Origin of the sequence: Dysgonomonas sp. 25 (genome assembly GCF_010501075.1) — a bacterium.
Taxonomy (GTDB): domain Bacteria; phylum Bacteroidota; class Bacteroidia; order Bacteroidales; family Dysgonomonadaceae; genus Dysgonomonas.
Map to the genome: position 1 here is coordinate 1 of NZ_QVMN01000014.1, position 13,765 is coordinate 13,765.

Sequence of the window (13,765 nt, forward strand, 5' to 3'; positions counted from 1 at the left end):
TTTTTGTTGAGATTCTGCTTTTATATTGTAGGATACACTACTTCTTTTTCCGTCACCTGTCAAGTGACAGAATTTACTTGTAGATGTCAGATAATTAGTAAATTACAAACCTATGTTTCTTCTTGGGAAAACATACGGCAAAACAAAAAAGAGCCGAACAAACTTCTGAGAGATGTGTAATTGTTTCATCTTGTGCATACAAGAAAACATTTTGCGTTCGTTTAGTTACTATTTTTTGCATGACAAACATATAGTGTATTCATTTGTAGCATATTATGTTATCCAGTGTGGAATTGTTTGTCATTTGCTTCAATGAAGAGAATTCAAAATGTATATTATATGATTGAATTTTAGACTCAAAAAATTGGGTCGATAAAAAATAAAAATGTATATTTGCCTCTGTTATTAAGGCTCATCTGTCACTTGACAGGTGACGGAAAAAGAAGTAGTGTATCCTACAATATAAAAGCAGAATCTCAACAAAAATACAAATAATTCTTATTTTATGGCCTCTATAATAGAAATCATTACCCAAGAAAAGACCAATACAGATGCAATTCATTTATATAAAGAAGGTCTATTTTGGAAAGCCTATCAACAATCAGCCTTCCGGATAGATTCGCAACCTTGTACAGCATACAAATTAATCAAAAAACACATCAAGGCCGTCTCCCATGAAGTGGTCTCTCTTGGCTTTCCCTCACTAAATTTGACGAAACACTTTAGAGCAGAGCAAATCGAATACCTTGACGACCAGCATATCCGCATTCAAGATAAAGGCATTGAAGAATCGGAATATCAAGATTGGTTTTCACAGATTCCTTTGTTCGTACCCAACCCGCCTAAACCCAAAGAACCGGAATACCTTACTCAAATCCATATATTCGAACCCACTCCCGAAGCTAAAGCTTCGTTCTCTATCACGGATGAGATTGTCACTCGCTTACGCAACTTCCGTATCGAACAATCGACCCCTATGCAATGCATGCTTTTTCTTAGCCAGCTGCAAAAAGAATTACCATAAGGATGGTATCAGCAGACTAATTGCCTTGGGTTAGTACTACCTTCGTCCCTCGAAAAGTTAAAAACAGTACTAACCCTTAAAAACAACAGAGAACCAACAAGATGACAACGATCCATTTTTATTTGCAGCCATCGCTTCGTCCCAACCGGCCGGGCAGTATCCACCTACGCATCACCCACCGCCGGCAGACGCGGAGCATTGCCTTACCCATCAAGGTACACCCCTGCGATTGGGATGCTCGACGCGAATACAGCAACATCGAATCGATTAATAAACAGCTGGACGAAAAGCGATTATTAACCGGACGGATTATCACCATTCTCTCCTCTCAAGGCGTTTACACAGCCGAGGATATAGCCCTGCGCTATCGTTGCCTGGCAAAAGGCAATAACTTACTCTCCTTCACCATGGAGCTATCCTCCATCTATATCCGGCGCAGGCAGGAGCGAACCGCGCGCGCCTATCTGACGGCTGCCGGGCGTCTTTGCCAATTCTGCCGGAACAAGAGTTTGCTCATTTCGCAAATCAACTCCTCGCTCATGATAGACTTCGAAAGACGGTTGCAGGACGAAGGCTTGACAGGCAACACCATCTCGTTTTACATGCGCAACCTGCGGGCGATATACAACAAGGCTGTGCAGATGCAACTAATCATCCCGCAGGAAGTTTCGCCTTTCAAGTATGTATTTACCGGTCGGGAGAAAACCATCAAACGAGCCTTGAGCAAAGACGAAGTCAACCGCTTGAACAATGCGAATATCCACGGAAATAAACAGCTTCGCTTTGCTCGTCAACTCTTTTTCTTCGGCTTCCATGCCAAAGGAATGAGCTTTGTGGATATGGCCTACCTGAAAAAGAGCGACTACAAAAACGGTATTCTCCGCTACCGGAGAAAGAAAACGGGGCGCATCATTGAGGTGAAAGTGACCCAGCAGTTGCGTAAACTAATCGACTTTTTCGCACCCATGACCCGCGAAAGCGAATATCTTTTACCCATTATCACCAATCCCGAAAAAAATGAGCGCTTGCAATACGAAAGTGCCTTACGGTTGCAAAACAGCCGTCTGAAAACTCTCAGTAGACTTTCCAAGCTTACACATAAACTATCTACACATGTTTGTCGTCATACGTGGGCGAGCCTGGCCAAGCAAATCAATACGCCACTGGCCGTGATTAGCGAGAGCCTGGGGCATAGCGACGAGAAGACGACACAGATTTATCTGGCCTCGTTCGACCGCAAGATTTTAGATCGGGTGGGCGAACGAGTCAGTGATCTGATAACACACTTCCCCCCAACCAACAGCAGGGGAATTGAGCTGGCGCACCGATAAGTCTACTCGAATAGACAAAATCACCTGATAATGATTGAACTGCAACCCGAAAAGGCTGCGGTTAGGGCTTTTTGTACATACCAAAAACAACATTTGGAGCATTGGACTGTCCCCTTTGCTAAAGGGGACGAGCGTAGCGGAGGGGTTGGAATCAGTTAACAGCTAAAAACAAAGTAATAGATGAAAACAGTATAAATAACAAAAAAAATAGCAAGAAAAACACCCCTCTTTGACGGTGAAATTTACAGAAGATTTCTGTCACTGATTAAGTGACGGAAATCTTATTAATAATTTGTATTTCAAATAATTATAGAATATACTTTACTTTTTGCAAAACATTTGTAAAAACAAAACTGATCTTAAACAATCAGCAAAAACGATTTAATTCCCTGATTATTGGCTATTTATGACATTATAAATAAAAGCTATACCTAAGAAAAATAAAAACAACGAATCAACTAATTGATATACAAGTTATTACCTTGATTCTGCAAAATATGCATATATCTCACCTTCTCTCAAAAAAAGGCTAATTACTTGATTGGTAATACTTGATATAGCAAAAAAAGTAGTATCTTTGCTTTTGTTTTTTCACGAACCATCACTTAATCAGTGACAGAAATAAGCAAAATGTAAAATAGAAAGTAATAAAACACTTAAATAAAAGTACAAAATAGCCCCGGAACAATCAAATTACTATAAACTTAATCATAGATTTTATGAAACGGAAATTTCTAACACTCACATTTTTTTGCACCTTGCTGCTCCTGAGTAACCAGGTAAATGCACAAGTAACCATTGGCAGCAGTAATCCGCCTGTCGGTGGCGCTTTATTAGACTTGAAACAGCAAACTCCCGATGCAAACAACGTAACAGCATCGAAAGGTTTGGGACTGCCACGTGTAAAACTAACAGATTACGACCAACTTTTTCCGATGTTCGATGCCATAAGCGGAACTGATTATGTGAAAGGAGGTGACAGTTTTGATAAAGATACTCAAGATGCAGCGCATACCGGATTGGTTGTTTATCACGAAGATAAATGTACTATGACAGGTAAAGGAGTATATGTGTGGGTAGGCACTGAATGGCAGCCCTTACACAAAAAGAATACTTTTGTTCCCACTCTTAGCCAAACCTACTTTGATATTCCCAGCGGAAGGGATGCACGGGGAACGACTATTCCATCGGAGACATTAACTGTAACCTGGGAAGGTGGCGCAACTCCTACATGGGCGTTGCAGAATACCAGTGGCTTGACACAGCTTCCTCTGACATCACCTGCTGCTACGGGCACAGTCGGTGCTTCGCCCTATGTGATGACTATTACGGCTACGGCAATGACAGCAGCCGAAACACCGGCAAGCAATCCATGGAAGAGCAAGGAACGCAAGATAGCCTTTACTAACTTAGTTACCGAATGCGGACAGCAGGATTATGTAACAATCAACCAGACCAACTATGCCTTAAAGGTTAACAACCAATTCAGCAATAGCCAGATTACCTACACTACTGCCTCAAGCGGTACATTTGCTGTACAGGGCAATGCTGCGTGGAAAGCCACTCTTGCCAGCGATCCTAACAATGTGATAGCTTCCACAACCCCTGCTCTACCGACAACAGGTGGCGAAGACAAGAAAGACGGCACCACTGTAACACTTAGCCCGAACTTTTCGTACACTACCAATGCTGCTTCCAAGTATCACACAGCTGATATCACCTTTCAAGATACGGCAACAGTAAAACGCTTCGATGACATCACTGTTACTATTCTCAATTGCAGCAATACAAACGAACCTACTCTCGAACAATGGGCTGAACGCCTTGGCTTTACTACGGCCGAGATAACGGCTGTAAAGAACGGTACTGCACCCAACGATGGTGGTGTATCCTCAGATATCAATAACAGCTATCAGCTGCATCGTGACCAAGATGGAAATCTTTTTATCTCTTCTGAGTTTGGCAATGATGCTGCCAGCAGTGATGGTAAGAACCGTTGGATGATCACTAACCTTGCTGCTCGCAGCTTTGCTGCTGATGCCGGACGCACGGGGGATGAAGGGGCTGTTGTTATCGCTCTACCGGGCAGCCCCTCTGCCGCCAGCGACTATGCCAATCCTCAATGGTGCTACCCACAGACCCCAACTACTGCCACCACTTTCACTAACAACCCACGCATCGGGCTACTCTATAATTGGGCTGCAGCTACTAATAGTAAAGGGCGTAAAAACAGTTCGGGTGTAACGAACACTACCGGGCAAGGCGTATGGAATGATGGCGAGGGTGGTAGTGGTCAAACTCCCCAGACAAACAAGATACAGGGTATTTGCCCTAACGGTTGGCACTTACCCAGCGACAGGGAATTTACTGACCTGGAGCAGATAATCAGCGACAACACGGCTACCTACTCCGGTATACCCGATGCCGGCACAGGTATCACTGTAGGAGCTACAAACTGGCGTGGAACTACTCACGGTACAGGAATGAAAGACCCTTGTCCCGCACCTAACCAAACCACATATCAGAGCAACGGTGCCTCTAATGTGATGTCTCCGCACCTTGCCGGTGGCTTCAATATTATCCTTGCGGGCTACGCCAACAGTGGCTCGGCCGGCGGTTACGGCACGCACGCCTACTTGTGGTCGGCTGGCGGTAACAGTACCAACACCGCGTGGTATCGGACCTTCATCAACAGTTACGCGCAGGTGGCCCGTTTCTACCCCAATAGGCGCCACTTGTTCTCCGTGCGCTGTAAGAAAGACTAATGTGTGGTCTATTGGTCAATTTGACTATTCTACCATTTAGCCGCCGCCGTAAGGCACGGCAGGCTGAGTGGCGGTGTAGCAAGCCCCGCGTTAGCAGGCTTGCTCACCTGACGCGAAGCGTCGATTTTTTTTTGAAAAATGGGATTTTTCAAAAAAAACGGTCCAATCGGCGGAAGGAAAGAGGAAAATTCAACTTCAGCCAACAAATATAACGCTCTTGTACACTTGTATACTCTTGAACTAATAAACTCAAAGAAAAATGCTTGTGTTAATGTTAGGGGTGTTGCGGGCTGCGACAGCCGTCAGACCCTCCAGCCCCACCGGTCCTCCCTCAGGGGAGGAATAGGGGGTTGTTTTTTTAGATTTTTAATTTTTGAATTAACGTATTAGATTTATGGCAACATACGACGAACTAATGGTATATAAACACACCTACGACCTGACGGTAGAGCTTATGAACCTGACTAAGAAGATGGACAAGGGTTATAAGTTTACGTTGGGCGAACGCATCAATGAGGCTTGTGTGGAGATGCTGCTTTGTATTTATCGCATCAATATATCGAAGCACGACAGAGAGACGTATTTTGCCCGTTCGCGGGAACAGATAGAGCTGATTCGTTTGCTGTTACGCTTGATGAAAGATTTAAGATTAATTGCCATTCGTCGCTTCTCGGTACTCAACGAGTATGTAGAGAGCATTTCGAAACAGTTGACAGGGTGGAGCAGAAGTTAATTAACCAATATGCCAATGAACCAATGAGTTGAGACATAAGTGGCTTTGCTCAATTAGCATATTGGCACATTCGCTAATTTTTACATTAATAATACAGGATGGTTGTTTGTAACCGTCAGAGCTGGATACTCGCTACGGCAGATTCGGGCGTACACATTTATTTCAGTAGCCCACTATCGCGGTATTTAGGTATCGTTGTAGTAATCAAAGATGCGCTCTCTTTCGTAGATTGTTGCATATCCAAGGAGACTTGATCTTATTCCGTTAGATGGTATTTCGGCGGGATGTATGCGATGATTGGTCAGAGGGTTTTAAGATTCCATTTTGGAGTCTTAATTAAGCACAAATTCAGTGGCTACTATACATTTTGGAGCTTGCGGGCAACGCCAACAATGGCTCGGCCAACAATTACGGCACGAACGCCTACTTGTGGTCGGCTGGCGGTAACAGTACCAACAACGCGTGGTATCGGAACTTCAACAACAGTAACGCGCAGGTGAACCGTAACAACACCAATAGGAACAACTTGTTCTCCGTGCGCTGTAAGAAATAAAAAAGTGTTACAAGAACATCCTGTTATAATTTAATATGAAAATATGCAGATTAGCATATTTGAAAATCAGCAAATTCATAGGGTAAAGCCATTAGCATGACAACTCATTTGCTCATATGCTAATTATCAAATATTCAAATTTAAAAGATGGATAACGTTTACGGATTCAATACAAGTGAGTGTCGCAAGTTTAGGAATGATTTGTTTGTAGCCTATTACGATTGCCGGCGCAACAAACGGAATACGGCTAATGCATTGAGATTTGAGGTTAATTTCGAAGATAATATCCATGAACTTTGGCGCGATGTATTGGAGGGAAGATACGAAATAGGGCGTTCGTGCGCTTTCATAGTGCATAAGCCTGTGAAGCGTGAGATATTTGCCGCCGATTTTCGCGACCGTGTGATCCATCATTACATCATAGCTAAACTGGAAGCGTTTTTCGAGCGAATGTTCATCTACGACAGTTACAGTTGCCGCAAGGATAAGGGAACTCATTTTGCGGTAAAGCGAATGGAGCATTTTATGCGCTCGTGTTCGGATAATTATACACGCGATTGTTATGTGTTGAAATTGGATATTCAGGGCTTTTTTATGAGTGTCCGCAAAGAAATACTGTATCACAAAGTGGAGAAAGTGATAGAGAAATACTATCGCGGCTTTGATAAGCAGCTATTGAAAAATCTGTCAGAAAAGGTAATCATGAACAATCCTGTTCCCCACTGTGTGATAAAGGGTAGTAGAAATGATTGGGATGGTTTGCCCGAAAGCAAATCCTTGTTTCGCAGTGGCGGACATATAGGGCTTCCGATAGGCAATCTGACGAGCCAGATGTTTGCCAATTTGTATCTGAACGATTTTGACCATTATGTCAAGCGCGAGTTGAAAGTGAAGTATTATGGCCGGTATGTAGACGATTGTGCTTTTATGGCAGAAAGTAAAGGCGCACTTCGGCAAATAATAAAGCAAATACGTTCTTATTTACAAAGTAGTTTGGGGCTGACAATTCATCCCCGTAAGATTTATCTGCAACACTACACGAAAGGGCTGACATTTACAGGTATCATTATCAAGCCGCATCGGCAATATATTGGCAAACGTATCTGCCGGAGTATGAATCGTGTTTTTCGAAATGACTATCGTGCTATTTATAGCGAGAACGAAGAAGATTTTAAGAAAAATGGTGAACGCTGGTTGGCATCGGTCAATTCGTATTTGGGTATTGGGAGGCATTATGACAGTTATCGTTTTCGGAAGAAGTTGTGTGATATGGTTGCCGATAATCCGATAGGTATTCGTTTTAACGAGAGTTATTGTGTGGTGAAACAAGAAGAGTAAATAAAAAGAAAATAAGGCTGTTAGTTACAATAAAAGTGCATTCTTTAAGAGTACAGCCCTTGATTTTGAGATGTATCGGTTAACGAAACCGGTGCATTTTTTTCAGTTTTGAATAAAGACCATCGCAAAATGGAACAAATGTGTTCCTTTTCAATTAGTATTAACTTAAAATAATTTGCGTATGACAAATTTTATTGAAAAACTGACGGGGGAAGTGCGTATGACACTTTTGACAATCGAAATGGAAGAAGCGGATATTTTGCAACGTTCCGAACGTTCGATTGAGGTATTGGAACAAGTTTTTGTCGATTTGAAAGATTTTACGATTGGGTATACTTTTCCGTGCAAGGAAGAGGAAGTCCAATTTTTCAAAGAGACTAAACCGAATCTCTTTAGCATCCTGATTTATTACAGAAAATTGTATAACATCGAAATTAATCGCCCAAAAGGAGGCGAAGAGGAACTACAAAAATATCTGAAATGGCAACTTTGTTTGCTGAAAGATTATTTTGAACGCAACAGCGATTTTTACAGGTATTATCGTTCCGGCGATACACGCATGGATGAATATTATTTTTTGCGACAAAAACCGACTATTCACATGACGATGGAGAGTTTCTATTTCGAGCGCGATCCTCGCTTTTCCACACCTGCCGATTTTAAGATGGCAAAGTTGATTGGGAATGACAGGGTGGAAGAATATTTATGTGAAGAGTTGCGGCGATTGAAAACAAAAAACGAAGGAGAAGCTTTGTCCCTGAAAGAGAAATTGACATGGACATCTCCAAAAGTTTTTCTTATTGAATTGATTTATTTGTTATTCTGGGTTGGCGTTTTCAACCATGGAAAAGCAACACTAAAAGAAATATGCTCTTATTTCGAAACTATTTACAATATTGATTTGGGAGCTAATGTTTCCGGTAGTTTTGCTAAGATGCAGGATCGTAAAAACAGAAGTCCGTTTTTAGACCTTTTGAGAACGACTTTCTCTCAGAAAATGAATAAATTTGATAAAAAATAATATATTGAAATGAAATAGAAGAAATAGAATCAGTACAAATTGTACGCTTCATCTCACATGAAATAGAAAACTGGTAATTTTTGAATAAACAAACGAGAGGAAACGTAATGACCTGTGCTATGCAATATAGCGTGGATCGTTATTCCCGTTTGTTTGGGTATACCAGTACCTCTATTTGGGGAGATTATGAATCCACGCTATTTTTTCTGATCTATTTCATTTTTTTTTAGGTTAGCAAACCAATTTCGTTTTCTCAAAAAACGATATTTTATAGGATTGTAATACACAGTAAATCAACCTTATTTCATTTTGTTTTTAAAATACCTCACCCTACTATCCCTCGAATAAGCCTTCTCTTTCAGAACTTTGTACCGCTGATTTACGAATATTCAATAATTCTTAAAACCGATGGAAGTAGCAGACAATATATTCGATGACGGGATGAAAGGACTTCACAAACGCCTGGATGAAATCTTTTTTTTACTCAAAGCAAGAAATCGCCTGAATGGTAAAACCATTCTTGACAATCAGGACTTATGTCTGTTATTGAATCTTAGTAAACGTACGCTGCGGCGTTACAGAGCCACAGGTATATTACCCTACTTCCAGATTGGAGGTAAGCCATTTTATTACGAATCGGATGTAGAAGAGTTTATCAGAAGAAACCAAGAGAATGATATTCCAGCTTCAGAAGAAGAATAGTTATATAATAGGACTTCATCATACGACAAAACAGGGGCAGTATCGGAAAATCCGGTACTTTTTTTATGTCTTAATCCCACAAAATCATTTTATGGCGGTCTAAGCCGGACAAAGGCGGCCACACTATTGAGAATCAATGCATCCTATCATTTTTCATTTTACATTAGCTCCCGAAATATTTTTTCAAGCCCGTTATCCCCGGGTTATTTATAAATCATAGTCGTAGGCTTCGTAAAATAAAAGGGTCTGCGACCCCTAATTATCCCAATTATTAACTCGTTGCCGGTAGTCAAACGTGTCTACTTGTAACATGTAACCCTTAAAGAACGATGAATGAAAATCTAAAAGACCACAAAGAGCAGACTGATGTTCTGCTGGTCACAGAAAAAGGCGATAACAATCCTAAAGTAGTCGCAGGACTGAACGAAGACGGAAGCCCTAAAACCGTCAAACCCGAACAGAAGAACGAACCCGAATTTCTGAAAATCGACAAACACAGCGATGCTTTGGAAAATTTCATGTCCAACTTTCTCAAACAGTGTAAGGAACCGACACATTTTCATTTTTTCAGAGTACCCATGAATGCAATAGATAATATTGCTAATGTATTGAGTGATATGCTCAAAGACCCTGAAAACCCATCCAACAAAAAATTTATGGATGAAATTCGTGTCCTACCCGAAGCCTTTGCCAAAAAGCCCTATCAGGCAATTGATGAATCCCGCATCGATTGGTCACAATTCGAAAAGTTCGGTATCACTAAAGAGCAGATTGATAAAAAAACGTTGGATAAAATGCTCAATTGGCAAAAAACGTCGACCCTTATCCCCATCAAAACCGAAGTTGGTGATTCCATTATCCGTACTGATGCACGATTGTCGTTGAGAGAAAATGATGAAGGCAAGTTGAACCTTGTAATACATGCCATTCGTAAAGAACCGCAACTCGAAGGCTTTGTCTATGGAACCCGACTGACCGAAGAAGATAAACAAAACCTTCGCCAGACAGGTCATGCAGGGCGATTAGTAGAGATAGAACCTGTTAAAGATCAAAAGATGATGGCATTTCTATCTATTGACAAGTTGACTAATGAATTGGTGGCCGTTCGTGCCGATAGGATTAAAATTCCGAATGAAATCAAAGGCGTTACCCTTGATGACCAACAAAAGAAAGATTTGTCGGAAGGGAAAGCCGTCTATCTCGAAGGCATGAAATCCAAGAACGACAAAGAGTTCAATGCTACTGTTCAGATCAATGCCGACCGCCGAAGTCTGGAGTTCCGATTCGATAATTCTCCAAAGCAAGGGCAAAAGCAGTCTAAACAACAATCTCAATCAGGAGAAACACAGTTCCGTATTCCAACTAAACTACTTGGAGCAGAGCTTTCCGAACAGCAACAAAAAGACCTAAAGGAACACAAAACCATCTATGTTACGGGTATGACCGATAAAAAAGGTGAACCCTTCAATGCTTACATCAAAGTCAATGTAGAAAAGGAAAAACTCGACTTTTTCAGATGGAATCCCGACAAAGCGAAGAAACAAGGAGCGGAAGTCAAGCCCGATAATGCTTCCAAGACACAGGTTGCCGTTAACTCCGAAGGAAAGGCCAATGAAGCGACTAAGGATATCAAAGAACCTTTGAAACAAGGACAGACCGCTCCGACTGCCAAACAGGAAGAGAAGAAGGAAGAAAAGAAAGTAGTGAAATCCAAAGGAATGAAATTTTAATATGCCAATATGTCAATTCGAAAACAACGTTCGCCGAAGCGAAGGCGAGGCAAATAAGCAAATTGGCGCAAAGCGACAAGAATTAGTAGCTAAGACATTCGCTAATTATCTAATCTTCAAATTTGCTAATTGAATTGGCACATCGGCATATCATCACATTAAAAAATTAAAATCATGATAGCAATTATAGCAGAAAAACCTTCGGTAGCACGCGAAATCGCCACTATCGTGGGTGCAAACGATAAAAAAGATGGTTACCTCAGTGGCAATAATTATTTAGTAACATGGGCATTAGGACACTTGGTGCAGCTCGCCATGCCCGAAGAATATGGAGCAAGCAGCTTTGTTCGGGAACAACTACCTATTACCCCTCCATCTTTCAAACTCGTCCCCCGACAAATAAGAGCAGACAAAGGGATGAAATCAGACCCCGGAGCATTGAAACAACTCAAAGTCATCCGCTCAGTCTTCGAGCAGTGCGACAGCATTATTGTTGCTACCGATGCAGGAAGAGAAGGAGAACTGATATTTCGCTACATTTATACCTATCTGAATTGTCAAAAACCTTTCGACAGGTTATGGATCAGTAGTCTTACCGAAAAAGCTATCCGTGAAGGCTTGCAAAATCTCAAAGACGGAGCATCTTATAACAAACTCTATGATGCAGCCAAAGCTCGTAGCCAAGCCGATTGGCTGGTAGGTATCAATGCCTCACAAGCGATAACCATTGCTGCCGGACAAGGCATATTCTCATTGGGACGAGTGCAAACACCTACGTTGGCGATGGTTTGCTCCCGTTATCTGGAGTATACCAATTTCACACCGATTCCTTATTGGGACTTGCGTCTGGATACTTTTTCGGGTAATAAAACCTTTTCAGCCATTACTAAAGAGCGGATTGACTCTCGCTCAATCGCTAAAGAACTGTATGAGAAACAGAAGCAGCAAAAGACCGTTATTGTGCAAAGTGTGGAGAAAAAGGAAGTATCGCAAGAACCACCCTTGCTTTACGATTTGACTACCTTGCAAAAGGAAGCCAACAGTAAATATGGATTCTCTGCCGACAAGGCCTTGTCTATTGCTCAGAAACTGTATGAATCGAAATTTATTACCTATCCACGGACAGGCAGCCGGTATATTTCTGATGATGTATTTATGGAAGTTCCCGAATTGATTCGCAAACTGATAAAATATGAATCCTTTTCAAATTATGCTGAAAAGCTTTCAGATATGAATCTCAATATCCGAAGCGTAGACAGCAAGAAAGTAACCGATCATCATGCCTTATTGGTTACAGGGCAACTGCCGAATACTATCAGTTATGATGAACGGAAAATCTACGACATGATAGCCGGACGGATGTTAGAAGCATTTTCGGGAAAATGTATCAAAGACCAAACAACCGTCACATTAAATTGCGCAGATACGCTTTATGTAGTCAAGGGATCGGTTACCAAAGTGGCTGGCTGGCGAAAAGTCTGGAACGAGCAAGGGGAAGGTAAAGACGAAAACAAAGAACTTCCAATTTTGGCAGAAGGGCAAGAGCTTCATGTTTCCAATATACAACTATTGGAGAAACTGACCAAGCCGAAGCCATTACACACCGAGAGCAGTTTATTAAGTTCGATGGAGAGTGCCGGTAAAGAATTGGATAACGAAGAACAACGTTTGGCAATGAAAATACCGACTAAGCGAGAGCAAAGTGAGCTCGCTCACAATTTGCCGAGTGAGAGGTATTTATCTAAAGAATGCGGTATCGGTACGCCCGCCACACGAGCCTCTATTATCGAAACCTTATTCTCACGGGATTATATGCGGCGAGAACCGACAACAAGTCGAGAGCAATCATGTTTACATGAATTGCCGAGACGCGAAGGAGGAAGGCGTAGCCAAAAAAAGTCGCTTATTCCTACCGAAAAAGGATTGGCCGTGTACCATGCTGTCAAAGACAAACGCATTGCCGATGTGGAGATGACAGGTATGTGGGAAAACACTTTTGCTAAGATAGAATCGGGAGAAGCCGATGCCGATAATTTTACCAAAGGTATAGAAATCTATGCTTCGCAAATCACGGAAGAATTACTCAATGTCAAGTTGAACTTGCCCCAAATACAAACTGCCACTTGTCCCAAATGTGGTAAACAGGTTAACCTCTATCCCAAAGTAGCCAAATGTTCCGACGCCGAATGTGGCCTGATGGTATTTACCTCGTTATGTGGAAAAACACTGTCTGACGATATTCTGCAAACTCTTTTATCAGGAAAGCAAACAAGTGTTGTTAAAGGCTTCAAATCTAAAGCCGGAAAATGTTTCGATGCTACTCTGATACTTGATGAAGACTACAAAGTGAAGTTTGTATTTGACAACAACCCAAAGGGACTTTCTAAAAAGAAATTGTAGTAAGAATAACAAAAGAGCCTGCGGCTCCCCAAAAACGGTGCTTGGGTATCCCTCCCAAGCACCTCACTAATTATCCAAACTATTATATCAGGTTTAACCCGATTGCCTCACGACAATAATTTGAAGTGAAACAAAGGTAGGTTATTCCGATTATTATTCATCCATCAA

General features: G+C 41.7%; 9 protein-coding genes. All 9 read left to right on the plus strand.

Annotated elements, in window-relative coordinates:
* Positions 1 to 505: 505 nt before the first annotated feature.
* The 9 genes from D0T66_RS15215 (at position 506) to D0T66_RS15255 (ending at position 13,597) form a co-directional block, all read left to right on the plus strand.
* A complete protein-coding gene (locus tag D0T66_RS15215; RefSeq protein ID WP_163358155.1) occupies positions 506 to 1,024 on the plus strand; it encodes a hypothetical protein in 519 nt (172 codons plus the stop codon).
* Positions 1,025 to 1,125: 101 nt separating this feature from the next.
* Positions 1,126 to 2,355 (plus strand): site-specific integrase, encoded by a 1,230-nt coding sequence (locus D0T66_RS15220; protein ID WP_163358156.1) that lies wholly within the window; start codon positions 1,126 to 1,128, stop codon positions 2,353 to 2,355.
* 719 nt (positions 2,356 to 3,074) lie between these two features.
* Positions 3,075 to 5,120: an FISUMP domain-containing protein gene (locus tag D0T66_RS15225; RefSeq protein ID WP_163358157.1), complete on the plus strand. Its 2,046-nt coding sequence runs from the start codon at positions 3,075 to 3,077 to the stop codon at positions 5,118 to 5,120.
* A 394-nt stretch (positions 5,121 to 5,514) separates the two neighbouring features.
* Positions 5,515 to 5,853, plus strand: coding sequence for a four helix bundle protein (locus D0T66_RS15230; RefSeq protein WP_163358158.1), 339 nt, complete (start codon positions 5,515 to 5,517; stop codon positions 5,851 to 5,853).
* A 700-nt stretch (positions 5,854 to 6,553) separates the two neighbouring features.
* Positions 6,554 to 7,744, plus strand: a complete 1,191-nt coding sequence (locus tag D0T66_RS15235; RefSeq protein WP_163358159.1) for an RNA-directed DNA polymerase — start codon at positions 6,554 to 6,556, stop codon at positions 7,742 to 7,744.
* Positions 7,745 to 7,925: 181 nt separating this feature from the next.
* Positions 7,926 to 8,765: an RteC domain-containing protein gene (locus D0T66_RS15240; protein WP_163358160.1), complete on the plus strand. Its 840-nt coding sequence runs from the start codon at positions 7,926 to 7,928 to the stop codon at positions 8,763 to 8,765.
* 408 nt (positions 8,766 to 9,173) lie between these two features.
* On the plus strand, positions 9,174 to 9,467 hold the full coding sequence (locus tag D0T66_RS15245) for a helix-turn-helix domain-containing protein (protein WP_163358161.1): 294 nt from the start codon (positions 9,174 to 9,176) through the stop codon (positions 9,465 to 9,467).
* A gap of 329 nt (positions 9,468 to 9,796) precedes the next feature.
* Entirely contained in the window at positions 9,797 to 11,197 is a 1,401-nt protein-coding gene (locus D0T66_RS15250; protein ID WP_163358162.1) for a DUF3945 domain-containing protein, read from the plus strand.
* A gap of 174 nt (positions 11,198 to 11,371) precedes the next feature.
* On the plus strand, positions 11,372 to 13,597 hold the full coding sequence (locus D0T66_RS15255) for a type IA DNA topoisomerase (RefSeq protein ID WP_163358163.1): 2,226 nt from the start codon (positions 11,372 to 11,374) through the stop codon (positions 13,595 to 13,597).
* Positions 13,598 to 13,765: the final 168 nt, after the last annotated feature.